Here is a 25407-nt window from a genome sequence, read left to right on the forward strand (position 1 = left end):
GGCAGGACGCTCGGGGTGCGCGTCGCGAGCACGATGCCGTGTGGACACGCCGCCCGCCAGAACCACCAAGGGGAAGACGCACACCTGATGCCGGACCGCAGTCTCCGACTCCCTCCGCTCCTGCTGCGCGAGCGGCGCCCTTCGCCTACCCCGCCGCGGGAGAGCGGAGACACGCCCGCGGGGGCGAACGGTTCCGCGGGCGGACGCGGCCCGGACACAGACTCCGGCTCCGGCTCCGGCTCCGGCTCCGGCTCCGAGGACAATCCCTTCGCTGCGCCGCCTGAGGGCACGCCCGACCGCCCCTGGCAGCCTCGACGTCCCGCGTCCGGCCAGAGCCCGAACGAGAACGACGGTTCCGACCCCGGACAGTCCCCTTGGGGCAGTCAGTGGAGCGACCGGCAGCCGGGGCGTTCGTCGGGCGGCGGTTTCGGCGACCGTCCCGGGGCTCCGCAGGGTCAGGGCGGCCCGGAAGGTCCTGGCGGTGGGCCGGGCGCCGGAATGCGCTGGGACCCGACGGACCCCGCCCAGCGCCGCGCGCGCTACGCGCTGCTCTCCGGAATGTGGGCGTTCTTCTTCGCCCTGTTCAGCTGGCCGTACGTGGCACTGCTGCTCGGTGCGCTCGCCGTGTACTGGGGCGGCAGTGCCCTGCGCGCCAAGCCCCGCACGCCGGACCCGGACACCCCGGCCCCCGAAGCGAACACCCGCCCCCAGACGACCGCCGCGGTGAGCGGCCTCGTCACCGCGTCCCTGGCCATCGTCATGGTCGCCGCGACCTTCACCGCGCAGCTCGTGTACAGCGACTACTACTCCTGCACGAACGACGCCCTCACCAACGCCGCCAAACAGTCCTGCAACGACCTCCTCCCGAAGGACCTGAGGGGCGTCTTGGGAACGCACAGCTAGTGCCGCGGCAGGCAACGTTTGCCCGTCAAGGAGCGGCGTCCGGTGCGTGCTCTCGGCGTGCCGGCCGGAAGTCCTCGTACTGGACGTACTTGGGCTTTCGGCCGGTGCGGCGAGAGTGCGTGCCGGGCGTCGCGACGGGGCGAACGTTGCCTGTTGCGGCACTAGCTCGAACGCGGACAGGCGGGCATGGTCCCGCGCTGGAGAACGCGCCCTGTCAGGGGTGCGGGGACCTGCGTGCCCAGCCCCCACCATCCGCAGCGAGCTCCACCACAGCCCAGGCGCGCAGCCCCGGACGGGGCCTGGGGGTGCGGCCCCGAGCGAGGTCTGGGGCGGAGCCCCAGGGGATGATGGGGGTCCCCTGCTCGATCGAAGCCGAGAGCTTGGGGAAAGGGTAGGGGCGGCGGGGGCGAGGAAACCGGGGGCTCCTCACTCGCCCCGTTCGGGCGGCGTCGCCAAGAACGTCGCCTCCCCACCATCGGAGGGCAACAAGTCGTACGGCTCCAAGCTCGGATCCGAAGCCGGCCCGGAGGCCGGGGCAGGGGCAGGGGCAGGGGCAGAGACAGGGGCCGAAGTCGCCCCCACCGACGGAGTCACCCCCACCTGACCTCCGTCCCCCCGCGACCGCCCCGCCCAGAACCCCCGCGAGAACCACAACCGGCACGACCCCCACGAGAACCACGAGGGCCGAGAGGGCCACGCAGGCCAAGAAACCCCCCGCCGCCGAAGCTTCCACCCCCACAACCCCACCCCGACGGGAACCCCCACCCCCACCGTCCAAACCACCACCGCTCCCCCCACCTGCCACCACACCGGCCCGAAGTGAGCCAACGCCGCCACCCCCAGCGGCCCACCCGCCATCCCGGCGAGCACCGCCATCACCAGCCCGCACATCACGGCCGCGACCCCCACCCCCACCACGACCCGCCCCCACGACCAGGCCTCACGCCCCTCCCGCCCCTCCCCAGGCGTCCCCCGCGCCCCCGCGGTCACCAGGAACCACGCCACCGTCACCCCCGCCACCACCGGCACCCCCATCCCCACCTCACTCCACGCCGCCCCCGCCCCCGGCACCGGCACCGGCACCGGCACCGCCGCCAGCAGCGGAAACGCCGGCAGCAACGGCCCCGGCCCCGCCGCGGACAACGGCCCCACGACATGCCCGGCCCCCAGCACGACCCCGGGCCCGAGCCCGTACGCGGCCCCCCACACCGCCGCGTTCGGCACGAGCGCCAGACAGAGCAGCAGTACCGCGAACCGCCCCGACCACACCTCGGTGAGCTGCGCGAACGAGTCCCGGGCGGCTTCGCCGTGCCACACCAGCGACGCCGCCACCAAGAGCGAGCCGCCCCCGACGAGCACCGCCGCCCCGGCCCCGGCCGCCCGCGCCGAGGCCACGAAGAATTCGGGCGAGCAACGGCGCCGGCCGGCGGGCACCACGGCGAGCAACCGCCGGACCGGCGCGGGCACGGGGAAGTCGGCGCGACCGTACGCCGCCCACACGCCCACGCCCGCCGCACTCCCGGCGAGCAACGGCAGGCATCCGGCGGTCCACACCCACGACGGCCGCAACTCCCCGCCCGAGCAGTACAGCGCGGCCGCAAGCCCGACCGTCAGATAGCCCCCGACGACCCCCGTCCACACCGTGCCCGGCCCCGCCCCGGCCTCGGCGTCCGCCACGCCGCGCGCCGCCCGGTACAGCAGCCACACGGGCAGGACGACCAGCAGCAGCGGTGTCACACCCACCGGCATGGGCAGGCCGGACAGGGTCTCGGTGCGGATCAGCTCCACGCCGTGCGCGAGCAGCCACAACGCGGCGGCCACGTGCAGCGATCCGCTCGGCCCGCTGTCCGGATAGGGCGAGCTGATCCACAACATCATGACGAGGACGGCGAACGAGCCGAGTCCGAGCCCCGCCGCGAGGGCGCCACCCAGGAGGCTGGCGCCCAGTCCGGGTGAACGGTGGCGCATCCGGGTGAGGAGGGGCGACAACGACAGTCTGCGGGCGGTCATTTGGGTCACGTCCGCCATGCTCCCAACGACACGCGCTTTCTCGTCGTAACAGGCGAACCTTGGATGTGTCGCTCAATATGCAGCTATGTACTTTTTCGTACTAAGGGGCACCCTATGGGGTCCGACATGACACGCACCCCTGAGACCCCGCTGCCCTCCCCCGAGCAGCGCCGCCGCCTGCGCGAGGCCCAGTCGCTGAGCCAGGCCGACGTCGCGGCCGCGATGGGCGTCACCCGTGCGACGGTGCGCTCATGGGAGAACGGCCGTACGACGCCGCGCGGCAGCAAACGGGACGCGTACGCGCGGCTGCTGACGGGCGCCGAGGAGGTGACCACCCATCAGGAGAACCCGGCTCCCGCGCTCGTCGGCGCCGTCACCGGCCCCGTACGAGCGTCCCCCGGCCACGCCGAGACCACCCCCGAGCCGCCCTCCGAAACCCCACCCGCCTCCGAACTCGCGCCCGAACCCGAACCCGGACTCGAACCCCTTTCGGCCCCCCTGACGCCCGATCAGGCCTTCGACGCCCTCTACGCGTTCTGTGCCCCCGCCCTCGTACGGCAGACCTACCTGCTCACCGGGCGGCGCGAACTGGCGCGCGAGTCGGTGGAGCGCGCCTTCCAGCTGGCCTGGCACCGCTGGCCCGAAGTGGCCATGGACCGCGATCCGGCGGGGTGGGTGCGGGCGACGGCGTACGAGTTCGCGCTCTCGCCCTGGCACAGACTGCGCCCCCGGCACCGCAACCCGGAGCCGCCGCCCACCGCCCCCGCGGACCGCGCGCTGCTCGACGTACTCCTCCAACTGCCGCCCGTGTACCGGCGGACCCTGCTGCTCTACGACGGGGTCGGGCTCGATCTGCCGGAGACCGCGGCCGAGACGGAGGCGAGCACGCCCGCGGCGGCCAACCGGCTGCTGCACGCGCGCGAGGCCGTGGCCAAGCGGCTGCCGGAGCTGGCGGAGCCGAAGGAACTGCACCGGCGACTCGCCGAGGTCGCCTCCGCCGAGCGGCTGCGCGCCACGAAGCCCACCACGGTCCGCTGGGGCGGAGAGCAGCGCGCCCGGCACTGGACCCGCGCCGCCATCGCCTTCACGGTCGTCCTCATCGGCGCCACGACGCTGACGCTCCGTACGGCCCCGGACCACTACGAACCGCCGCTGGCGCCCGGCGTCACGGTGCGCGGGGTGCCGCCCCGGGTCGCGCCCGGGCCGCTGTCCGCGGAGGAGCTGGCCCTGCGCGCCAAGCTCAAGGGGGAGACGGTCAGCGGGCCGGAGCGCCTGGTTCCGGAACCGGGCTGAGCTGGTTCCGGAGTCAGGCCGCGCGGGGTACGACGACGGGCTGAGCCAGGTACGACGACGGGCTCGCACCCCCGTGGGGATGCGAGCCCGTTCAGCCTGGAGAAGGTCAGCCGGCGAGGATCTCGCGGGCCAGCTTCGCCGTCTCGGTCGGCGTCTTGCCGACCTTGACGCCGGCGGCCTCGAGGGCCTCCTTCTTCGCGGCGGCCGTACCGGAGGAGCCGGAGACAATGGCGCCGGCGTGGCCCATGGTCTTGCCCTCGGGCGCCGTGAAGCCGGCGACGTAGCCGACGACCGGCTTCGTCACGTTCTTGGCGATGAAGTCCGCCGCGCGCTCCTCGGCGTCGCCGCCGATCTCACCGATCATGACGATCAGGTCGGTGTCGGGGTCGGCCTCGAACGCGGCGAGCGCGTCGATGTGCGTCGTACCGATGATCGGGTCGCCACCGATGCCGACGGCGGACGAGAAGCCGATGTCACGGAGCTCGTACATCATCTGGTACGTCAGCGTGCCGGACTTCGAGACCAGGCCGATGCGGCCCGGCTTCGTGATGTCGCCCGGGATGATGCCGGCGTTCGACTGGCCCGGGGTGATGAGACCGGGGCAGTTCGGGCCGATGATGCGGGTCTTGTTGCCCTTCGACTTCGCGTACGCCCAGAAGGCGGCGGAGTCGTGGACGGCGATGCCCTCGGTGATGACGACCGCGAGGGGGATCTCCGCGTCGATCGCCTCGACGACGGCGGCCTTGGCGAAGGCCGGCGGCACGAAGAGGACGGACACGTTGGCGCCCGTCTTCTCCATGGCCTCGGCGACCGTGCCGAAGACCGGGATCTCGGTGCCGTCGATGTCGACGGACGTGCCCGCCTTGCGCGGGTTCACGCCACCGACGATGTTCGTGCCGTCGGCCAGCATGAGCTTGGTGTGCTTCATGCCCGTGGCACCGGTCATGCCCTGGACGATGACCTTGCTGTCCTTGTTGAGGAAGATAGCCATGGCGGTTGTTTCCCTCGTCCCTTACTTCGCAGCCGCGAGCTCGGCGGCCTTGTCGGCCGCGCCGTCCATGGTGTCCACGCGCTGGACCAGCGGGTGGTTGGCGTCCGACAGGATCTTGCGGCCCAGCTCGGCGTTGTTGCCGTCCAGACGCACGACCAGCGGCTTGGTGACTTCCTCGCCCTTGTCCTTGAGCAGCTGGAGCGCCTGGACGATGCCGTTGGCGACCTCGTCACAGGCGGTGATGCCACCGAAGACGTTGACGAAGACGGACTTGACGTCCGGGTCGCCGAGGATGATCTCCAGGCCGTTCGCCATGACCGCGGCGGAGGCGCCGCCGCCGATGTCGAGGAAGTTGGCGGGCTTGACGCCGCCGTGGTTCTCACCGGCGTAGGCGACGACGTCGAGGGTGCTCATGACGAGACCCGCGCCGTTGCCGATGATGCCGACCTCGCCGTCGAGCTTGACGTAGTTGAGGTTCTTGGCCTTGGCCGCCGCCTCGAGCGGGTTGGCGGCGGCGTGGTCGACCAGCGCCTCGTGCTCCGGCTGGCGGAACTCGGCGTTCTCGTCCAGGGACACCTTGCCGTCGAGCGCGATGACGCGGCCGTCGGCGACCTTGGCGAGCGGGTTGACCTCGACGAGGAGGGCGTCCTCCTTGATGAAGGTGTCCCACAGCGTCACCAGGATCTCGGCGACCTGCTCGGCGACGTCGGCCGGGAACTTCGCCTGGGCGACGATCTCGCGGGCCTTCTCGATCGAGACGCCCTCGTTGGCGTCGACCGGGACCTTCGCGAGGGCGTCGGGGTTCTCCTCCGCGACGACCTCGATCTCCACGCCGCCCTGGACGGACGCCATGGCGAGGAAGGTGCGGTTGGTGCGGTCGAGGAGGTACGAGACGTAGTACTCCTCGGCGATCTCGGGCGCGGTCTCGGCGATCATCACCTTGTGGACCGTGTGGCCCTTGATGTCCATGCCGAGGATGTCCGTCGCGCGGGCGACGGCCTCGTCCGGGGTGGCGGCGAGCTTGACGCCGCCGGCCTTGCCGCGGCCACCGACCTTCACCTGGGCCTTGACGACGGACTTGCCGCCAAGACGCTCGGTCGCCTCGCGGGCTGCCTCAGGCGTGTCAATGACTTCACCGGCCAGCACCGGTACACCGTGCTTGGCGAAGAGGTCCCTCGCCTGGTACTCGAACAGGTCCACGCGCGTCCGTCCCTATCAGTGATCTCGCGGTTCGTTGGATGCGTGGGCGTGCCGCGAAGGGCAACGTGACGTCCGCTGTCACAAGGGTGGCGCACACGATGTCCGAGCGCGCGGCATGTCCGTCCCGCAGGTTATCGCCGCAGGACGTGGGTCCCTAAATCGCAGGTCACACCTGAGCGGTGATACCTGTCACAGATCTGGCCGGGACAGGGCCTCACCAGGCTGGGGTTTGCCTGGTGAGGCCCCTCGAACAGCCCCTGAGGGGCCCGGGGAGGGTGGTCCTCACCCCAATGGGGACCACCCTCCCCATCCGCGGGGTTTCGGTCGGACACAGCCGACGGATTTCGGCCGTCCGGGACCGTGGCCCCGCGGAGTCGGTCGGTGGGTACAGCGGTACGGCGATACCGCTGTACCGCTGTACCGCTTTACCGCTGTACCGCTGTACCGCGGGAGGGACGGTCAGACGCTGTACGTGCCGCCGTACTGGGCGTGGTGCAGATAGCTCGGCGTGACGGACTCGGCCACGCCCTGGGCACCGGTGACCGCGTGTCCCGCGAGCGGGCCGGCCTGGCCGACCACGCCGCCGGCGAACGGCCGCACGGCGTCCACGACGCCCCCCGCGAAGCCGCCGACATTCCCCTCGACGCCGTAGGCCAGACCGGTGGCGCTGCCCTCGACGCCCGCCACCACCGGCCGCACGAGGTCGACGACCGGCTGAACGGCGCCGACGACACCCTGGGCGAAGGGGTCCACCTGGCCGGTGACGCCGTGCGCGAGGGTGCCCGCGTCGGCCACGACCCCGCCCGCGAGCGGCCGCACACCGCCCAGCGCTCCGGACGCCAGAGCGCCCGCGTCCCCTGCCGCCTGCCCGGCGACCGGGACCACGCCGTGCACGGCGGTGAGGGCGACGGGAGGCAGAACGGAGGCGGCGGTGTCGTCGGCGACCTGCGCGACGGCGTGGTGCACGACCGGGGTGACGCCCTGTACGGCGCCGGCCGCGACCGGCGGCAGGACGGCCGACGCGGTCTCGTCGACGGAGCCCCGGTCCAGCTGCGGCGCGAAGGCCGAGAGCGGGCCGAAGAGGTAGTCGACCTCGTCCCGCGGGACCGAGGGGTGGGTGACCGTGGGGGCGGTCTTCTTGATCTGGTGGGTGACGGCGGTCCGGGCGGTGTCCTCGACCGTGGACACCGTCTTGGCGGCGGTGTCGCCGACCTTGCCGGTCACCGTGCCGACGGTGTCCGTGCCGACGGTGTCCATGGCTGCGGTGCCTGTGGCTGCGGTGTCCGTGGCTGCGGTGTCCGTGCCGACGGTGTCCATGGCTGCGGTGTCCATGGCTGCGGTGTCCATGGCTGCGGTGTCCATGGCTGCGGTGCCTGTGGCTGCGGTGTCCGTGCCTGCGGTGTCCGTGCCGACGGTGTCCATGGCTGCGGTGCCTGTGGCTGCGGTGCCTGTGGCTGCGGTGTCCGTGGCTGCGGTGTCCGTGCCGACGGTGTCCATGGCTGCGGTGTCCGTGGCTGCGGCGCCTGTGGCTGCGGTGTCCGTGCCGCCCACGGTCGCGTCGGGCAGCGACACCGACGAAGAGGGCAGCTCATCGGCGCTGGCGACGGCGGAGCCGAGCGCCCACGCGCCGGTGACACCGGCGGCTATGACGAGGGAACGGCGGATGTTCTTGTTCATGTGTACGTCAGATCCTTCGGGTTTCCGAGAGTCCTGGGCTTGCGTCCGGGGACCGGAGAGGGTCCGAGTGGGTCCGGACGGCGGGCAGACCTGTTCCGCCCCCGCGCGGCAGATCGGCAGCGGGGGAAGGACTGCCCTAGCCGGGGAAGACCGGAATGTCCCGGTACCTGTCCCGGGTCCCGGCCGCAGTCACCGCCGCGGGAACGCCGGGCACGAGCCGCAGCGGCGCCTCGTGGCTCGGAGTGACGGCGTGAGGATCGCCGTGGCGCGGCGTGCCGTTGTCGACGGCAGACTGAGCGCCCAGCGCGCCCGTGGGGTCGCCGGGGGGTGCCTGACGGTCGGACCCCGGCCCCGGTCCCGGCGCCACGCCTCGGTGCTCGCCACGCACGGCGACACCGTCGGTGTCCGTACCGAGGCGGGTGGGGCCGTAGTACGTCGGACCGACGGGCCCGGCGTCCGCATGCCGCACCACCGCGTGCGACGACGAGGTCACGGCACCCGCACCCGATTGATGGGGCCCCGAACCGGCGGACGGAACCTGACCCCCCGCCCCCGGAAACGCGGGCGGACCGGGCAGACCGGGCAGCTCCGGCAGGGAAGGCAGGGAGGACCTGGAGGGCGACGAGGGAAGGGACGGCAGGGTCTTCGGCGGAGCCTGGCCCAACTCGCCGGTCACTGTCTCCACGAGATCACCGACCGGCCGTACGACGCTGTCGGCAGCCGGCCGTACGACGTCCCCGACGGTGTCGGTCCTGCGGGTGACGGTGCCGCCGACCTGAGCGACGGTGTCCGTGGCGTGAGCGTGAATGACGGCGTCCGTGACGTGAGTGACGGCCTGGGCCGCCGCCGAGTGCGCCACCGGGAGGGAAGCAGCCGGTTTCACCACCCCTGCCGACGAACTCGCCGGAACCGTCGGCACCAACCCGCCCGCCCCGTCCGCCGCATGCGCCCGCTCCCCGCAGAGGAGCCCGATTGCGAACAACCCGACCACCAGCAGTGCCAGTTGCAGCGCGCGCCGCCCGGCCGCCGTGCGCGTCAGGCGCAGAGCGGCACCGGCGAAGGGCAGTTCGGCGGCGGGCGGGGTCAAGACGGGGTGATCCTTCATGCGGCGGGAAGAGGCGTCGATCCTCGCACGGGTTTCCTGAGGTTGCGCAAGCCCCCTGTCGCCACTGCTACCGATGAGCAGTCATGTCCGCTTTCCCACACTCCTCACGCCCCCTCGCATTTCCTCACGTCTTCTCACCTCTCCTCACGCGGTGTCCGGTATCGGGAGCGGGCGCTTCTCGATCGCCGCCGCCATCACCTCGGGAAACAGGTCGGGCGTACAGGCGAACGCCGGTGCGCCCAGCGCCGCGAGCGCCGCCGCGTGCTCACGGTCGTACGCGGGCGCCCCTTCGTCGGACAACGCCAGCAGCGTCACGAACTGCACCCCCGACGCCTTCATCGCCGCGACCCGCTTGAGCATCTCGTCGCGTATGCCTCCTTCGTAGAGGTCGCTGATGAGCACGACCACCGTGTCGGCGGGCCGGGTGATCTGCGACTGGCAGTACGCGAGCGCCCTGTTGATGTCCGTACCGCCGCCCAGCTGGGTGCCGAAGAGGACGTCGACCGGGTCGTCGAGCTGGTCGGTCAGATCGACGACGGCCGTGTCGAAGACGACGAGCCGGGTGGCGATGGACCGCATCGACGCGAGGACGGCGCCGAACACGGAGGCGTAGACGACGGACGCCGCCATGGATCCCGACTGGTCGATGCAGAGGATGACCTCCTTCTTCACGGACTGCGAGGCACGCCCGTAGCCGATCAGCCGTTCGGGCACGATCGTGCGGTACTCGGGCAGGTAGTGCTTCAGGTTCGCCGCGATCGTGCGGTTCCAGTCGATGTCCTGGTGACGGGGTCTGCTGATGCGCGTACTGCGGTCGAGGGCACCGGTGAGAGTCGCCCGCGTGCGGCTCGCGAGGCGCTTCTCGAGATCCTCTACGACCTTGCGCACGACGGCCCGGGCCGTTTCCTTCGTCGTCTCCGGCATGGCCTTGTTGAGGGAGAGCAGCGTGCCGACCAGGTGCACATCGGCCTCGACCGCTTCCAGCATCTCGGGCTCCAGCAGGAGGGTGGACAGCCCGAGCCGGTCGATGGCGTCCCGCTGCATGACCTGCACGACGGACGAGGGGAAGTACGTCCGAATGTCCCCGAGCCAGCGCGCGACCGACGGCGCCGACGCACCGAGCCCCGCCGAACGGTCCCGCCCGGACCGCCCCTTGCCGCCCTTCCCGTACAACGCGGTGAGCGCCCCGTCCATCGCCGCGTCCTGCGCCGCGAGCACGCATCCGGTGCCGTCCGCCTCCTCACCCCCGAGCACAAGCCGCCACCGCCGCAGCCGCTCGCCGGCGACTTCGGCGGGTCCGGCGGGTCCGGCGGCTCCGGCGGCTCCGGCGGGTCCGACGGCTCCGGCGGGTCCGGCGGGTCCGGCGGGTCCGGCGGGACCGACGGCTCCGACGGCTCCGACGGCTCCGGCGGCTCCGGCGGCTCCGTTCGAGCCGGTCGCTTCCACAGGTGCCGCTGTCATCGGGCCACCCCCACAAAGTCGTCGTCGCAGGACTCGTCCAGCCCCAGCAGCAGGCTCAGCACCGGCAGGACCGCGTCGGCGCGCTCGGGGTCGAGGTCGGGGGCGAACCCGGGTATGCCGGACGCGGCGGCCTCGGCGCTCCCCCGCGCCCCCGGGCCGCGCCGGACCAGCTCACCCAGCGTTCTGCGCACCCCTGCCTCGTACGCCGAGAACGTGCGCCGCAGCAGCGGCAGCACATCGGTGAACGCCTCCGCCGGCACCCCGGTCAGCCACGCGTCCACCAGTCCGAGCAGCCGCTCGTCGTGCACGAGCAGCATCCCGCCCCCGGAGCCACCGCCGACGAACCCCTCGATCCACGCGGCCGCGTCCCCCGGCTCCGTACCCCGCGACAGCACGAGACCCATGAGCCGCGCGGCCTCGTCCTGCCCCAACTCCCCCTCGTCCAGCAGCAGTCGTACCGCTCGCCCACGGATCACCCCCGGCACGGTGTCCCGCCCGGCCAGCACCCGTAGTACGGAGTGCCAGCGCTCACGCATCCCGCCGGAGGCCGGCGTACCCGGCTCCCCCAGCAACCCCACCGCGCCGTGCACCGCGTCCACATGGCGTCGCATGTGCTCGGCGGCCTCGGCGTCGAGGGCCGTGCAGGCCGGTGGGAACCCGACGAAGATCCGCTCGGCGAGACCCACGGCGACGTCCGTGAGGGCGTGTGTGTCCGTGCCGCGCACATCGCCGTACCGCAGGGAGCGGACCAGCGCGGGCAGGGCCTGGGCGAGGTGGCCGACATCCGCGTCCAGTGCGGCCCGGTCGGCGAGGACCCGCATCACCACGGGCAGCGCGTCCGGGAGTTCGGCGAGCAGACAGCGCTCGGCCAGTGCCGTGACGTCGGCCAGGGCGTGCGCGGCGACGGCGTCCGCCTCGGCCTTGCCGGTCGCCGCCGACAGCACCGTCGTGCCCCAGACCCCGGCCTCGGCGACCCGCACGGACAGCTCCGGCTCCCAGCTCAGCCGCCAGGTCTCCCGGAAGGTGCCGGTGCTGCCGCGCGAGGCGGTGGGCTCCCCCCACGCGATACCGAGCAGCCGCAACCGGTGCAGGAGTCTGCTCCGCCCGGCGTCGGTCTCCCCCCGCAGATCCAGCTCCAACTCCCGCTCCATCGGCTCGGGTTTGAGCCGCAACCGCTTCTGCGCACGCGCGAGATCGCGCTGCAACGGCACCGCGGGAGCGGACTGAGGCACCTCGCCCAGCACATCGCCGACCACGAGCCGGTCGTGCACGAGCCCCAGCGGCACGTCCGAGCCCTCGCACATCACCGCCCGCACGGCATCGGTGGTCTCGGCCAGCCCGGGCAGTGGGCGACCGCGCATGGCGGCGAGCGTGTCGGCCAGCCGTACCGCCTCGATGACGTGCGCGGACGACACCATCCGGTCCTCGTCGCGCAGCAGCCTCGCCACCTTCGTCATCCAGCGCTCGACGGGACGGTCCGGGGCGGCGAAAAGATGCCCGTACCAACCCGGCGAGTCGATGCCCGCGCCGTACCCGCTGACCCGCGAAAGTCTCCGGTGCGTCCACGGCACCCACGTCATGTCGGCCTTGGCCCTGGAGAGCCCCTTGAGCAGCGCCCGATCGGCGGCCACGGTCGTCTTCTGCCGGAGCGCGGGCACGTGCCAGGCCCCGCACACCACGGCCACCTCGTCCCCGAACTCCCGCTGCGCCGCCCGCATCTGGAGCCGCATGTACGCCTCGCGCACCAGGTCCCGGTCGTGTCCCCCGACTCCGTAGGCCTCCCGCAGTGCCCCCATCGCCTCCTCCAGCGCGGTGAACGGCGCGAACGGGTCGGCCCCGCTCCCGGCCCCGCCCCGGTGCTCGACCACGTCCTCCCACCAGCGCTCGGGATCGTCGTAACCGGCCGTCTGCGCGAGGACTGCGAGGGGGTCGATCCGCACGTCCGCATCGACGGAACGGTCGGATGCATCGGCCTCCCTCTCCCCCTTCTCCCCCTTCTCTTCTTGCCCCTTCTCCTCCTCCGCCGCCTCCTTCTCCTCTTCCCTCCCCCACGCCAGCGTGTGGGTCGCCGGGAGGTCGATGAAGCGGGCCGGGACCCCGTGCTCCAGGGCCCACCGGATCGCCACCCACTCGGGGGAGAACTCGGCGAGCGGCCAGAAGGCGGAGTGGCCGGGCTCGTCAACGACATGGGCGAGGAGCGCGACGGGAGGACGCATGTCCTTCTCGGCGGCGAGCGGGATGAGCGAGTCCGCCTCCGGGGGTCCCTCGATCAGTACGACCTCGGGCGTCGCCGCCTCCAGCGCGGCCCGCACGGCGCGGGCCGACCCCGGGCCGTGATGCCGCACCCCCAGCAGCAATGGCCCCGCCGTGAAGGTCGTCATGCGCTCACCTCCCGGCAGGCCCGGTAGAAGTCCTTCCAGCCGTCCCGCTCGCGGACGACCGCCTCCAGGTACTCCTGCCAGATGACCCGGTCGGCGGCCGGATCGCGGACGACGGCGCCGAGGATGCCGGCCGCCACGTCGGACGCGCGCAGGATGCCGTCGCCGAAGTGGGCGGCGAGGGCCAGGCCGCCTGTGACGACCGAGATCGCCTCGGCGGTGGACAGCGTGCCGCTGGGCGACTTCAGCTTTGTCCGCCCGTCGGCCGTGACCCCGTCGCGCAGCTCGCGGAAGACGGTGACGACACGGCGGATCTCGTCGATGCCCTCGGGCACGGCGGGCAGATCGAGGGACCGGCCGATCTGGTCGACACGCCGCGAGACGATGTCGACCTCGGCGTCCGCGCTCTCCGGCAGGGGCAGCACCACCGTGTTGAAGCGGCGGCGCAGGGCGCTGGACAGCTCGTTCACCCCGCGGTCGCGGTCGTTGGCGGTGGCGATCAGGTTGAAGCCGCGGACGGCCTGCACCTCCTGGCCCAACTCCGGTATCGGCAGGACCTTTTCCGACAGGATCGTGATCAGCGTGTCCTGCACGTCCGCCGGGATACGGGTCAGTTCCTCCACCCGGGCCGTCATGCCCTCGGCCATGGCGCGCATGACCGGGCTCGGCACGAGCGCGTCCCGGCTGGGGCCGTGGGCCAGCAGCTGCGCGTAGTTCCAGCCGTACCGGATCGCCTCCTCCGGTGTGCCGGCCGTGCCCTGCACCAGCAGGGTCGAGTCGCCGCTGACCGCCGCGGCCAGGTGCTCGGACACCCAGGTCTTCGCGGTGCCGGGCACGCCGAGCAGGAGCAGGGCGCGGTCGGTGGCGAGTGTGGTGACGGCGACCTCGACGATGCGGCGCGGTCCCACGTACTTCGGTGTGATCACCGTGCCGTCCTGCAGCGTGCCGCCCAGCAGATAGGTCGCCACCGCCCATGGCGACAGCCGCCAGCGGGCGGGCCGCGGCCGGTCGTCCTGCGCGGCCAGCGCGACGAGTTCGGCGGCGAAGGCGTGCTCGGCATGTGGTCGCAGCGCCTCGCCCGCGCTCTCGCGCACGCTTGCGCTCACACCTTCGCCCAGGCCCTCGCTCACGGGCGGACGTACGGTCGTCGGTTCAACGGACTCAACGGGCACGGACATGGCTCGCTCCCCCTCCGGCTCGGCCGGTTCGGATCTGGTTCCACCGTGCACCACGCCACTGACAATGGCCTCTGACCTGCGCAAATACTCTCGCGAAGGTCGATTGTCAGTGGCGGGACCTACCTTCGAAGACATGACTCAGCAGGGGGTGCGCTGGACGGCGGATCAGGTGCTGGCACTGGCGCCTGATGCCGCGTCACGTACGGCCGGCAGCAAGCTCGGCGCGGCCGGGCCGTGGTCGGAGGCAGGCAGTTCTGACGAGGGGACGGTATGGGGACTGTGCAGGGGAAGCGGCAGCAGGCCTTATCAGACGGTCATCGACATCGCGGACTCCACCGGGCCCGCGTACAAGTGCAGTTGCCCGAGCCGGAAGTTCCCGTGCAAGCACGCGCTGGGACTGCTGCTGCTCTGGGCGGGCGAGGACGGTTCGGTGTCGCGGGGGCCGGCGCCGGACTGGGCGGAGCAGTGGATAGAGGGGAGACGAGAGCGAGCGGGGGAGAAGGGGACGACGGGCGGGGCATCTGGGACGGCGTCACCGGGCGATCCGGAGGCGGCGCGACGCAGGGCGCAGCGGCGGGCCGAGCGGATCACCGCGGGGGCGGCGGAGCTGGAGCAGCGGTTGGCGGACCTGCTGCGGGGCGGGCTCGCGTCGGCCGAGCAGGCGGGGTACGGGATGTGGGAGGAGACGGCGGCCCGCATGATCGACGCGCAGGCGCCCGGACTGGCCGCGCGGGTGCGGGAGTTGGGGGCGATTCCCTCCTCCGGACCCGGCTGGCCGGTGCGCCTGCTGGAGGAATGCGCGCTGCTCCATCTCCTCGACCAGGGCTGGCTGCGCCGTGAGCGGCTGCCGGACGACCTGGCCGCGACGGTTCGCTCACGGGTGGGGCTGCCCGGTTCTGCGGACGGGCCGCCGGTGCGGGACCGCTGGCTGGTCCTCGCCCAGTACGACACGGCGGACACCCGGCTCACGACCCGCAGGATCTGGCTCTACGGCGCGGAGACCGGCCGCACCGTGCTGCTCCTCTCCTATGGGGCCGCCGGCCGCGCGCCGGAGCTGACGCTGCCGGTGGGGCTGGTCTTCGAGGCGGAGGTGTCCGCGTATCCGGGCGCCGGACAGCTCCGAGCGGCCCTGGGCGAGCGGTTCACACCGCCCGCCCCCGCGCGGACACGACCGCCGGGGCTGACCACTCCCCAGGCGGCGGCCCGCTTCGGCGAGGCCCTGCGGGCCGACCCCTGGCTCGACTCTCAGCCGGTCACGCTGGCCCGGGTGATACCCACCCCCGTCGACGACACCTGGCAACTGGCGGACGCCGAGGGCGACTTCGGACTTCCGATCGCCCCTTCCCTTCTCTCCCGACCCGGCTTGTGGCGCCTCGCCGCCCTCTCCGGCGGCGCTCCCGTCACAGTCTTCGGAGAGTGTGGCCACCACGGCTTCACTCCCCTGACGGCCTGGCCGGAGGGCGACGGGGAGCCGGTGTCACTGTGCTGACCACCGGCACGACCCGCATCGCCGAAACCGCCCGCGCGACCCGCACCATCGGCACCGCCCGCATGACCCGCATCACGGGCACCGCCCGCACCACCCGCCCGACGTCCGTCGCCCGCATCACCACTTCCCTTCTCACCACCGCCTCCCCACGGAAAGGACGCTCATGAACACGACCTCCGCTTCCGCGGGCACGCCCGTCGGGGGTTCCTGGGAGGAGCTCGTCACGTTGGCCCTGCTGGGGACCGAGCGGCGCTCGCCTCCGGCCTGGGCCGCCGGGCGCGAGGCGCCGGTGGCCCTGCTGGACGCGGCCGCCGTGGAAACCCTGCGGCGGCGGGCCGGGGTGCGGGCCGCGCGGGCGGCCGCTCGTCCCGAGCCCGCCGCGCCCGACCCACGACCGGCCCTCCCGTCCGCCGCGGCCCACCGACTGGCGACGCTGCTGGCGGACCGGCCCGGCACGGGAGGCGGCGGCCGCAGGGGCACGGCACCCGACCTCATGGAGCTGCTGCCGCAGTGGCTCGCGCTGGCGAACGCGCGGGGTTTCGCGCCACCCCCGGAGACACTGCCCGCGCTTCTCGACGCGGCCCGGGGCCGTACGGACCTGCGGCCGGCGGTCCTGGCCTTCGCGGGCCCGCGCGCCCTGTGGCTCGCCCGGCTGAACCCGGAGTGGCGCTTCGCCCTGCGTTCGCTGCCCGGCGGCGGCACCGCACTGCCCGGCCCAGAGGACTCCGGGCGCGCGCAACAGCTCTGGCAGGAGGGACTCTTCGCCGAGCGGGTCGCACTGCTCACAGGGATACGGGCCCAGGACCCCAGGGCCGCGCGCGAGCTGCTCGCCACCACCTGGGCGACCGAGCGGGCCGAGGACCGGCTGATGTTCCTCGACTCCTTGCGCTCCGGACTGCGCGCGGCGGACGAACCGTTCCTGGAGCGAGCGCTCGCCGACCGGAGCCGCAACGTCCGGGCCACGGCGGCGGAACTGCTGTCCGCGCTGCCCGGTTCGGCGCTCGCCGCGCGGATGGGGGCGCGGGCCGGCTCGTGCGTGGCCGTCGACCGGACGCGGGGCACACCCTCGATCGTCGTCGAGGCGCCGCACGAGTGCGACGCGAGCATGGAGCGCGACGGTGTTGTACCGAAAGCTCCGGCGGGACGAGGGGAACGGTCGTGGTGGCTGGGCCAGTTGGTCGAAGCAGCGCCGCTCGGGACATGGTCGCGACGGCTCGGCGGACGTACGCCGGAGGAGATCGTGGCGCTTGCGGTGGCGGACGACTGGCAGAGCGAGCTGCACGCCGCGTGGTGCCGGGCGGCGGTACGGCAGCGGGACCCGGGCTGGTCCCGGGCTCTCCTCGGCGCCCCGTCGGCTCCGGAGGCCGGCGGGCCGGGGGCGGTGTCACTGGCGGAGCGGTCGAAACTGCTCGCCACGTTGGGCTCCGCCGAGCGGGCCGAGTGGGTGGCCGGGTTCATCGCCACGCACGGGTTGTCCGAGGCGTTCCAGCTGCTCGGGGTCTGCGCGGTGCCGTGGGCCGGGCCCCTGGGACGGGCGGTGGTCGACGCGCTCAATATCGCGCGGGACGCGGGGAGTTATCCATGGAGCTTCAGTGGGGTGATGGGGCTGGCCGAGCGGTGCCTGGATCCGGCGGAGGCGGGGCGGCTGGAGGGACTCACTGCGGTCGCCGACGAGCCGGAGAACGCGGCGCCCGGCTCCGGTGGCTACTGGGCGGAGGCCTTCCAACGCCTCGTCACCACACTGCGTCTGCGCGCGGTGATGTCCTCGGAGCTGGATGGTGCGGACCCACACTGACAGGAGCGCCCCTTGAGGGGCTCGGGGAACTGCGCGACCAGCCCCGACCCACCCGCAGCCGCCGCACGAGCCATGGGGACCGCTTCCCCGCAGGAGAGGCGCTACGCGCCCGCAGACTGGCGTACGTTCGCCCGGACCCACTCCACGATCGAGGCGGTCGTCGCGCCCGGCGTGAAGATCTCGGCGACGCCCTTCTCCTTGAGCGGCGCGATGTCCGCCTCGGGAATGATCCCGCCGCCGAAGACCTTGATGTCCTCCGCATCGCGCTCCTTGAGGAGATCGATGACGGCGGCGAACAGTGTGTTGTGGGCACCGGAGAGGATCGAGAGGCCGATCGCGTCGGCGTCCTCCTGGATCGCGGTGTCGACGATCTGCTCCGGGGTCTGGTGGAGCCCGGTGTAGATGACCTCCATGCCGGCGTCGCGCAGCGCCCGCGCGATCACCTTGGCCCCGCGATCGTGGCCGTCGAGCCCCGGCTTGGCCACCACCACGCGGATCGGACCGGCTGCCACACCCATCACTGCCTCCATGAACGGACTTCATCGACCGCCCCACGCCGCACCGGCAGGGGAAGTGAACGAACGTTATCGTCAGATCCGTGCAAACCGCAGTTTCCCGCTGAAGACCGAGGGGGAAATCACACGGTGGGACACATTCGCCGCGCACCGCTCCGCGTTTCTGCGGCACACGCGCCGCAGGGATCTGCGCCGCGCGGGCCGTGGCCGGAGCCTGCGCAAGGAGAGCCGCCAGCAGGTGGCAGCACCACCGTCGCATCAGGGAGGCGCGACGGCGGTGCCGCGCACCGGCGGGAGCACGACGGCAGGGAATCCCGTCGCGTCACCGGCGCACCACACGCCACGGACGCACCGTCGGCCACCGCCCACGCCATCGCCACCGGCACCACCACCGCGGCTTTCCACGAGGGCACACGGGGGACAAAGCGGTCCCGTCGCGTGCCGACTGGAGGTCGGCCATGAAGGTCACCGGGGCTGAGTTGCCCTTTCTCCCTCTCCACCGGCGTCTGCTGCCCGGCAGACTGACCGGGCTCTCGGTGGCCCTGTTGAAGGCGACGGCCCTGGAGATCGCCATCCTCGCCGGGCACCTCCTCCTCTATCCGTCCGGCATCACCCAGGAGCGCCGCGGCACCCCCGCACTCCCCCCGCCCGACGCGCCCCGGCTGCCCACCGGGACCAAGCCGCCGGTCGTGCTGCTGCACGGATTCATCGACAACCGTTCGGTCTTCGTGCTGCTTCGCCGCAACCTCGCCCAGCACGGCAGGCAGCACATCGAGTCGCTCAACTACTCGCCGCTGACGAACGACATCCGCGCCGCCGCGGAGCTGCTCGGACGGCACATAGAGGACATCTGCGAGCGCACCGGGCGCGATCAGGTGGACATAGTGGGCCACAGCCTCGGCGGACTGATAGCCCGCTACTACGTCCAGCGCCTCGGCGGAGACCTGCGCGTCCGCACCCTGGTCACGCTCGGCACGCCGCACGCCGGCACGAAGGTCATTCCGCTGATGAACGCGCACCCGATCGTCCGTCAGATGCGTCCGGGGTCGGAGGTGATCGAGGAGCTGCGCAAGCCCGCGCCCGACTGCCGTACGCAGTTCGTGAGCTTCTGGAGCGACCTCGACCATCTGATGGACCCGCTGGAGACCGCCTCCATCGACCATCCGGACCTGCTCGCGCAGAGCGTCCAAGTGAGCGGAATCGGACATCTCGCCCTGCCGGTCCACCCAGCGGTCGCCGCCGGGATACGGCAGGCACTCGACTTCGAGGAGACACAGGCCCGCCCCACCGCCGCGCCCGCCGCCGAAACCGGGGGTCTGACAGTGGCCTAACGCCTCCGCGGAACACCCCCAACATCGAACGGCAATCGAACGCCAGGCCAAAGCCGTGCCCGCCCTCCCCCGAAACACGGCCGAATGCCCGTTTCCCGAGTGGAGGAAACCTGCCGAAGATTGTCGCGCCCGCGTACCGCCGGGTACAGTCGCCGCACTGCTCTGCCAGCCCCTGTTGTCGAGGCGAAAGAGAAGTTGGTGAACGACCGTCACCCGTCGGGGACCGTAACGCCCCCGGCTCCGGCCTCCGATGCCGCCGCGGCGCCCTATGCGTCGTACGGTGGCCAGGAAGCCCAGTACGGCGACTTCACCTCGCACGACGGCTACGCCAACTCCGGTACCTACGCGACCGGAAGCTTCGAGACCACGGGTTTCGAGACCTCGACCTTCGCGGCGGACCCCCTCTTCGGCGACATGTCGGGCGGCGGCGGCACGGGTTCGTACGACACCACGCAGTGGAGCACCGGCAGTCACCAGACGCCGCACTACGACCCGTACGCCGCACAGCACCAGGCCGCGTACGACACCGGTGCCTACGACACGACCGCGTGGGCGAGCGGATACCAGCAGCTCGCCGACATCCCCGCGCAGCACCCGGGCCCCGAGGGCACCGGCCAGTGGGACGCGGCCGCCTGGCTCCAGGCCGAACAGACCGGCCAGACCCAGCAGTGGACCGCGCACACCCAGGAGACGGGCGCGTACGACGCCACGCAGTGGAACACCGCAGGCGAACACGACCCGTACGAGGGGTACGAGCAGCACCAGCAGGCCGAGTCGTACGAGCAGCAGCTCGCCGCCGAGGCCTACGAGCATCAGCCGGTGCCCGAGTCCGACGTGGACGACCGGCCCTTCGACCAGCAGGCGACCGCGACCTTCGAGCAGGTGTCGTACGAGGAACCCGGCGCAGCGGAGGACGAGTTCGAGGACGCAGGTGACGCGCAGGACGCGCCGCTGCTCGAGGACATGGAAGAGGTCACTCCGGCCCCCCGTGCCGCGAACCGGTCCGCGTCCCGTTCCCGGCGGCGCACCCCGGCGAAGCGTTCCGCCTTGCTGACCGTCGCGGTTCCCTCGGCCTGTGTGATGGGGGTCGCGGGGATCGCCGCCGCCTCCGTGGGCACCATCGGCGGGAACGACAGCAAGGACAACACGACCCTCAGCGCGTCCGACGGGACCGCGGTGAAGCCGTCGGCCGCCAACAACAAACTGGACACCCAGCTCCAGAGCCTCTCCGCGGGCGCGGACGACTTCGCCGACCGGGCCAGCCGGACGCAGGAACGTATCGACCTCAAGGCTCAGCAGGCCGCCGAGAAGCAGAAGGCGGCGGCGGAGGCGGCCCGCAAGGAGCGGCTGCGGCCGAAATTCGTGCTCCCGGTCACGCAGAGGGGCCTCAGCGCCTACTTCGGCCAGGCCGGCATCAACTGGATGTCCGTGCACACGGGCATCGACTTCCCGGTGTCGTACGGCACGCCGGTGATGGCCGCGACCGACGGCACCGTACGGACACAGTGGAACAGCGCGTACGGGAACATGGCGATCGTCACCGCGATGGACGGCACGGAGACCTGGTACTGCCACCTCTCCAGTTACAAGGTGCCGTCGGGGACGGTCGTGAAGGCCGGTGACCAGATCGCGTTCTCCGGGAACTCCGGCAACTCGACCGGTCCGCACCTGCACTTCGAGGTCCGCCCCGCGGGCGGTTCGGCGATCGACCCGCTGCCGTGGCTGCGCAGCCACGGCCTGGACCCGACGTAACCCACCGGCTCCTCACCCGACGACGTGAGCGAACGCCGTCGCCGGGCTCCGAGCTGCCGCCCCGTAGAACCCGTAGAACTACAGCTTCTCCACCGGCGCGTACCGCAGCAGCAACCGCTTCGGCTTCGCCTCGCCGAAGTCGACCGTCGCCTCCGCGTTCGCGCCCGTTCCCTTCACGCCGACCACGGTGCCCAGGCCGAACTGGTCATGGGTGACCCGGTCGCCGACCGCCAGCGAGACCACCGGCTTCTCGGAGATCCCGCGGCGCGTCGCGAAGCCGGTGGGGCCGGACGCCGCGGACCGCGAACGCGAGGACGACAGCGAGGCGGCCACACCGGAGACGGGACCCGAGGACACCGGAGCGGTCGCGCCGGTGCGCTTCCACTCCAGGTGCGTCTCCGGGATCTCCTCCAGGAAGCGGGACGGCGGGTTGTAGGAGGGCTGGCCCCAGGCGCTGCGCATGGACGAACGGGTGAGGTACAGCCGCTCCCGCGCGCGCGTGATGCCGACGTACGCGAGGCGCCGCTCCTCCTCCAGCTCCTTGACCTGTCCCAGCGCGCGCATGTGCGGGAAGACGCCGTCCTCCATGCCGGTGAGGAAGACGACCGGGAACTCCAGGCCCTTGGCGGTGTGGAGGGTCATCAGGGTGATGACGCCGTTGCCGTCCTCCTCGTCCGGGATCTGGTCGGAGTCGGCGACGAGGGCGACCCGCTCCAGGAACGCGGAGAGCCCACCGGACGCCGTACCAGCACCCGCAGCCACACCGGCACCGGCATCCGCCGTACCCGCAGCCGCCCCCGTGCCTTCGCCCTCGCCGGTCTCCTGCTCGAACTCCAGGGCCACGGCGGCGAGCTCCTGAAGGTTCTCGATCCGGGTCTCGTCCTGCGGGTCGGTCGAGGCCTGCAGCTCGGCGAGGTAGCCGGTGCGCTCGAGCACCGCCTCCAGGACGGTCGCCGGACCCGCACCGGACTCGACGATCGTGCGGAGGTCCTCCATGAGCGTGTTGAACCGCTTCACGGCGTTCGTCGACCGCGCCGCCATCCCGTACGCCTCGTCGACGCGGCGCAGCGCCTGCGAGAAGCTGATCTTCTCGCGCTGCGAGAGCGCGTCGATCATGGCCTCGGCGCGCTCGCCGATCCCGCGCTTGGGAACGTTCAGAATGCGGCGCATCGGGACCGAGTCCTCGGGGTTGGCCAGGACCCTCAGGTACGCGAGGACGTCCCGGACCTCCTTGCGCTCGTAGAAGCGGACGCCGCCGACGACCTTGTAGGGCAGGCCGACGCGGATGAAGATCTCTTCGAAGACACGGGACTGGGCGTTCGTCCGGTAGAAGACAGCGACGTCGCCCGCCCTGGCCTCGCCCGCGTCGGTGAGACGGTCTATCTCGTCGGCGACGAACTGGGCCTCGTCGTGCTCGGTGTCGGCGACATAGCCGGTGATGTTCGAACCGGCGCCCGCGTTGGTCCACAGGTTCTTGGGGCGGCGGGACTCGTTGCGCTCGATGACCGCGTTGGCGGCGGACAGGATCGTCTGGGTGGAGCGGTAGTTCTGCTCCAGCAGGATCGTCGTCGCGTCCGGGTAGTCCTCCTCGAACTGGAGGATGTTGCGGATGGTCGCGCCGCGGAAGGCGTAGATCGACTGGTCGGCGTCGCCCACGACGCACAGCTCGGCGGGCCCGAGCTCGCCCTCGGCCGGCGGCGCGTCCTCCGGCCGGTCACCGGCGGCCGGGCCGACGAGCTCCCTGACCAGGGCGTACTGCGCGTGGTTCGTGTCCTGGTACTCGTCGACCAGGACGTGGCGGAAGCGGCGCCGGTAGTGCTCGGCGACGTCCGGGAAGGCGCGCAGCAGGTTGACCGTGGTCATGATCAGGTCGTCGAAGTCGAGCGCGTTGGCCTCGCGCAGCCGCGACTGGTACATCGCGTAGGCCTGGGCGAGGGTCTTCTCGAAGCCGTCGGCGGCCTGGGCGGCGAAGTCCTCCTCGTCGATCAGCTCGTTCTTCAGGTTCGAGATCTTGGCGCTGAAGGACTTGGGCGGGAAGCGCTTGGGATCGAGATCCAGGTCACGGCAGACGAGCGCCATCAGCCGCTTGCTGTCGGCGGCGTCGTAGATCGAGAACGAGGAGGTGAAGCCGAGCTTCTTGCTCTCGCGGCGCAGGATCCGCACACACGCGCTGTGGAAGGTCATCACCCACATCGCGTTCGCGCGCGGGCCGACGAGCTGCTCGACGCGCTCCTTCATCTCGCCCGCGGCCTTGTTCGTGAAGGTGATCGCGAGGATCTGGCCGGGGTGGACATGACGCTCGCCCAGCAGATGGGCGATGCGGTGGGTGAGCACCCGGGTCTTGCCGGAGCCCGCGCCGGCCACGATGAGCAGCGGGGAGCCGGAGTGCACCACGGCCGCGCGCTGGTTCTCGTTCAGCCCGTCCAGCAGGGCCGCCGGGTCCACGGCGGGGCGGGGCGCGCCGTCACGGTAGTAGGCGTCCCGGCTCGCGGGCACGTCGAAGCGGCCGCCGAACAGGTCGTCCGGAAGCGGCTCCGGCGCCCCGTCCTCGGGCGGCGGCGGGGGCTCTTCCTCGTGGGCCCCGGAAGGCTGGAGGTCCGCCAGAAAGCTGTCATCAAAGAGGCTGCTCATCGCTCTCCGAGTCTAGGCGGCCCCACTGACAACCCGCGGCCACCCTGGAAACCCGACCGGTTTTTCCGCGACCGCGCATGATCTCTTTCCGCGACCGCGCCTGATCCCTTTCCGCCGCTCTTTCCGCCGCGGACGCCGTCACCGTTCAGGATCGTTTCATTACGGTCAGTCACAGTCAGTCCCGATCAAGGGCCCCCAGGATCAAGGTCACGAAAATGTATCGGGCATATCGCACATCAAACTTCACAGAACACTTATGAGTTGGCTAGCGTGCCGGGCAGGCCGCTCGACCCAACCGGCGAACACCGCCGGGCCGTGCGGCCTCCGCCGAGTCCGGTGCGCCCACGTGGCAGCCGGAGCCGGGGACCCAACCGACCTTGGGGTGAATCGGTCCAACCGTCCGCTGGGACAAGGACCGTAGGGCAAACCTTCCGGAATCACCCGCCCGAACCCGACAGCTAACTCGGTAGGCGGATGACGGAAGGAGTCGCCACCTTGGCGTCGCACCGCAAGTGGAGTCCTACGGGTACGCGCATAGCGGGTATACGGACCCCCGCCCTCGCCACGGCGGCCCTCACCTCCGTGGCCCTGCTCTCCCAGACGGCGAACGCCGCGCCCTCGGCCGATGCCAAGCCGAGCGTAGAAGAGGTCGAGAAGAAGGTCGACGACCTCTACCACCAGGCCGAGGCGGCGACCGAGAAGTACAACGCGACCAGGGAGAAGACCGCGCAGCAGCGCAAGCGCGTCGACTCCCTCCTCGACGATGTGGCCCAGCGCACCGAGAAGCTCAACACCGCGCGCGAGGAGCTGGGTTCGTTCGCCGCGGCGCAGTACCGCACCGGGGCCTCCGCCCCCGACACCGCGACCCTCCTGCTGGCCGACAATCCGCAGGACTACTTCGACCAGACCCAGTTGATGGACCGGCTGACCAGCCGCCAGAAGGTGGCCGTCGACGACTACATCACCGAGCAGGCCGCCACCACCAAGAAGCGCGCGGAGGCCTCCCAGAGCCTGCAGACGCTCACCACGACGCAGAGCGCGCTGAGGACGTCCAAGGCCGACGTGCAGCGCAAGCTCGCCGAGGCGCGTGACCTGCTCTCGAAGCTGACCGCCGAGGAGAAGGCGCGGCTCGCGGCGATCGAGAAGAAGAAGCAGGAAGCGGCCGACCGCAAGGCGGCGGAGCTGGCCCAGCAGCAGGCCGCGGCGGAGAAGAAGGCCCAGGAGGCGGCCGCCCAGCAGCAGACGGGTTCCGGCACCTCCGCGACCACTGGCTCCGCCGGCACCTCCGGGAGTTCGGCAACCGACTCCTCGTACACCGCCAAGGCCGACAAGGCCCTCGCCTTCGCCCGCACCCAGATCGGCAAGCCGTACGTCTGGGGCGCGACCGGGCCCGGCTCCTACGACTGTTCCGGCCTCACCCAGGCCGCCTGGAAGGCCGCCGGCGTCACCCTCCCGCGCACCACCTACGACCAGGTGAACGCGGGCACGACCGTCTCGCTCGCCGACATCAAGCCCGGTGACCTCGTCTTCTTCTACGACGACATCAGCCACGTCGGCCTCTACATCGGCAACGGCATGATGATCCACGCCCCCAAGCCGGGCGCGTACGTCCGCGAGGAGTCGATCTTCTACGGCGGTGAGTCGATCATCCACAGCGTGGTGCGTCCGGCCTGACGCCCCGGCGCCCGGCACACGCGC

18 protein-coding genes and 1 riboswitch are annotated in these 25407 nt (G+C 72.0%); of the genes, 8 read left to right on the forward strand and 10 right to left on the reverse strand.

The window, feature by feature from the left end:
• Positions 1-87: 87 nt before the first annotated feature.
• Positions 88-903: a hypothetical protein gene (locus ABZ656_RS03295; protein WP_360263986.1), complete on the forward strand. Its 816-nt coding sequence runs from the start codon at positions 88-90 to the stop codon at positions 901-903.
• Between the two features lie 426 nt (positions 904-1329).
• On the opposite strand, the gene ABZ656_RS03300 is transcribed toward ABZ656_RS03295, so the two are convergent.
• A complete protein-coding gene (locus ABZ656_RS03300; RefSeq protein ID WP_360263989.1) occupies positions 1330-2931 on the reverse strand; it encodes a DUF6350 family protein in 1602 nt (533 codons plus the stop codon).
• Positions 2932-3039: 108 nt separating this feature from the next.
• Between ABZ656_RS03300 and ABZ656_RS03305 the strand changes: the two genes are divergently transcribed.
• Positions 3040-4206, forward strand: coding sequence for a sigma factor-like helix-turn-helix DNA-binding protein (locus tag ABZ656_RS03305; RefSeq protein WP_360263992.1), 1167 nt, complete (start codon positions 3040-3042; stop codon positions 4204-4206).
• 106 nt (positions 4207-4312) lie between these two features.
• Here the strand turns inward: ABZ656_RS03305 and sucD are convergent, their stop codons facing one another.
• The 7 genes from sucD to ABZ656_RS03340 form a co-directional block, all read right to left on the reverse strand.
• A complete protein-coding gene (sucD, locus tag ABZ656_RS03310) occupies positions 4313-5197 on the reverse strand; it encodes a succinate--CoA ligase subunit alpha (protein ID WP_075028438.1) in 885 nt (294 codons plus the stop codon).
• 21 nt (positions 5198-5218) lie between these two features.
• Positions 5219-6397: an ADP-forming succinate--CoA ligase subunit beta gene (sucC, locus tag ABZ656_RS03315; RefSeq protein ID WP_101400196.1), complete on the reverse strand. Its 1179-nt coding sequence runs from the start codon at positions 6395-6397 to the stop codon at positions 5219-5221.
• Between the two features lie 459 nt (positions 6398-6856).
• On the reverse strand, positions 6857-8074 hold the full coding sequence (locus ABZ656_RS03320) for a hypothetical protein (protein ID WP_360263997.1): 1218 nt from the start codon (positions 8072-8074) through the stop codon (positions 6857-6859).
• Positions 8075-8210: 136 nt separating this feature from the next.
• Positions 8211-9161: a hypothetical protein gene (locus ABZ656_RS03325; RefSeq protein ID WP_360264000.1), complete on the reverse strand. Its 951-nt coding sequence runs from the start codon at positions 9159-9161 to the stop codon at positions 8211-8213.
• A 162-nt stretch (positions 9162-9323) separates the two neighbouring features.
• Positions 9324-10640 (reverse strand): VWA domain-containing protein, encoded by a 1317-nt coding sequence (locus tag ABZ656_RS03330; protein ID WP_360264003.1) that lies wholly within the window; start codon positions 10638-10640, stop codon positions 9324-9326.
• Positions 10637-13021 (reverse strand): DUF5682 family protein, encoded by a 2385-nt coding sequence (locus tag ABZ656_RS03335; RefSeq protein WP_101400193.1) that lies wholly within the window; start codon positions 13019-13021, stop codon positions 10637-10639. Before ABZ656_RS03335 ends, ABZ656_RS03330 begins: the two co-directional genes overlap by 4 nt.
• Positions 13018-14196: an AAA family ATPase gene (locus ABZ656_RS03340; RefSeq protein ID WP_360264008.1), complete on the reverse strand. Its 1179-nt coding sequence runs from the start codon at positions 14194-14196 to the stop codon at positions 13018-13020. The genes ABZ656_RS03335 and ABZ656_RS03340 overlap by 4 nt, the downstream gene beginning before the upstream one ends.
• 133 nt (positions 14197-14329) lie before the next feature.
• On the opposite strand from ABZ656_RS03340, the gene ABZ656_RS03345 reads away from it, so the two are divergent.
• The 3 genes from ABZ656_RS03345 to ABZ656_RS03355 are packed head-to-tail and all read left to right on the forward strand — an operon-like array spanning position 14330 to position 17480.
• Complete coding sequence (locus tag ABZ656_RS03345) at positions 14330-15685, forward strand: SWIM zinc finger family protein (protein WP_360264011.1); 1356 nt, start codon at positions 14330-14332, stop codon at positions 15683-15685.
• Complete coding sequence (locus ABZ656_RS03350; RefSeq protein ID WP_360264014.1) at positions 15679-15852, forward strand: hypothetical protein; 174 nt, start codon at positions 15679-15681, stop codon at positions 15850-15852. Before ABZ656_RS03345 ends, ABZ656_RS03350 begins: the two co-directional genes overlap by 7 nt.
• Positions 15849-17480, forward strand: coding sequence for a DUF5691 domain-containing protein (locus ABZ656_RS03355; protein WP_360264017.1), 1632 nt, complete (start codon positions 15849-15851; stop codon positions 17478-17480). The genes ABZ656_RS03350 and ABZ656_RS03355 overlap by 4 nt, the downstream gene beginning before the upstream one ends.
• A 101-nt stretch (positions 17481-17581) precedes the next feature.
• Here ABZ656_RS03355 and ABZ656_RS03360 read toward each other — a convergent pair whose 3' ends face one another.
• Complete coding sequence (locus ABZ656_RS03360) at positions 17582-17998, reverse strand: cobalamin B12-binding domain-containing protein (RefSeq protein WP_101400189.1); 417 nt, start codon at positions 17996-17998, stop codon at positions 17582-17584.
• Between the two features lie 455 nt (positions 17999-18453).
• Between ABZ656_RS03360 and ABZ656_RS03365 the strand changes: the two genes are divergently transcribed.
• Positions 18454-19326 (forward strand): alpha/beta fold hydrolase, encoded by an 873-nt coding sequence (locus tag ABZ656_RS03365; RefSeq protein ID WP_101400188.1) that lies wholly within the window; start codon positions 18454-18456, stop codon positions 19324-19326.
• 198 nt (positions 19327-19524) lie between these two features.
• A complete protein-coding gene (locus ABZ656_RS03370; RefSeq protein WP_360264022.1) occupies positions 19525-21078 on the forward strand; it encodes a peptidoglycan DD-metalloendopeptidase family protein in 1554 nt (517 codons plus the stop codon).
• 78 nt (positions 21079-21156) lie between these two features.
• On the opposite strand, the gene pcrA is transcribed toward ABZ656_RS03370, so the two are convergent.
• Positions 21157-23709, reverse strand: coding sequence for a DNA helicase PcrA (gene pcrA / locus ABZ656_RS03375; RefSeq protein ID WP_360264025.1), 2553 nt, complete (start codon positions 23707-23709; stop codon positions 21157-21159).
• A 315-nt stretch (positions 23710-24024) separates the two neighbouring features.
• Positions 24025-24198: riboswitch (cyclic di-AMP (ydaO/yuaA leader) on the forward strand.
• Positions 24199-24204: 6 nt separating this feature from the next.
• Here pcrA and ABZ656_RS03380 point away from each other — a divergent pair.
• Complete coding sequence (locus ABZ656_RS03380) at positions 24205-25383, forward strand: NlpC/P60 family protein (protein WP_101400185.1); 1179 nt, start codon at positions 24205-24207, stop codon at positions 25381-25383.
• The last annotated feature ends 24 nt before the right edge of the window (positions 25384-25407 follow it).

This window comes from Streptomyces sp. NPDC007095 (assembly GCF_040634475.1).
Lineage (GTDB): Bacteria > Actinomycetota > Actinomycetes > Streptomycetales > Streptomycetaceae > Streptomyces.

Excerpts from the sequence above, each read along its gene's own strand:
- ABZ656_RS03305 (WP_360263992.1), top strand. The coding sequence starts at position 3,040 with ATGACACGCACCCCTGAGACCCCGCTGCCCTCCCCCGAGCAGCGCCGC.
- ABZ656_RS03355 (WP_360264017.1), top strand. The coding sequence starts at position 15,849 with ATGAACACGACCTCCGCTTCCGCGGGCACGCCCGTCGGGGGTTCCTGG.
- ABZ656_RS03365 (WP_101400188.1), top strand. The coding sequence starts at position 18,454 with ATGAAGGTCACCGGGGCTGAGTTGCCCTTTCTCCCTCTCCACCGGCGT.
- pcrA (WP_360264025.1), bottom strand. The coding sequence starts at position 23,709 with ATGAGCAGCCTCTTTGATGACAGCTTTCTGGCGGACCTCCAGCCTTCC.
- ABZ656_RS03345 (WP_360264011.1), top strand. The coding sequence starts at position 14,330 with ATGACTCAGCAGGGGGTGCGCTGGACGGCGGATCAGGTGCTGGCACTG.
- ABZ656_RS03300 (WP_360263989.1), bottom strand. The coding sequence starts at position 2,931 with ATGGCGGACGTGACCCAAATGACCGCCCGCAGACTGTCGTTGTCGCCC.
- ABZ656_RS03340 (WP_360264008.1), bottom strand. The coding sequence starts at position 14,196 with ATGTCCGTGCCCGTTGAGTCCGTTGAACCGACGACCGTACGTCCGCCC.
- sucD (WP_075028438.1), bottom strand. The coding sequence starts at position 5,197 with ATGGCTATCTTCCTCAACAAGGACAGCAAGGTCATCGTCCAGGGCATG.
- ABZ656_RS03335 (WP_101400193.1), bottom strand. The coding sequence starts at position 13,021 with ATGACGACCTTCACGGCGGGGCCATTGCTGCTGGGGGTGCGGCATCAC.
- ABZ656_RS03360 (WP_101400189.1), bottom strand. The coding sequence starts at position 17,998 with ATGGGTGTGGCAGCCGGTCCGATCCGCGTGGTGGTGGCCAAGCCGGGG.
- ABZ656_RS03330 (WP_360264003.1), bottom strand. The coding sequence starts at position 10,640 with ATGACAGCGGCACCTGTGGAAGCGACCGGCTCGAACGGAGCCGCCGGA.
- ABZ656_RS03295 (WP_360263986.1), top strand. The coding sequence starts at position 88 with ATGCCGGACCGCAGTCTCCGACTCCCTCCGCTCCTGCTGCGCGAGCGG.
- ABZ656_RS03320 (WP_360263997.1), bottom strand. The coding sequence starts at position 8,074 with ATGAACAAGAACATCCGCCGTTCCCTCGTCATAGCCGCCGGTGTCACC.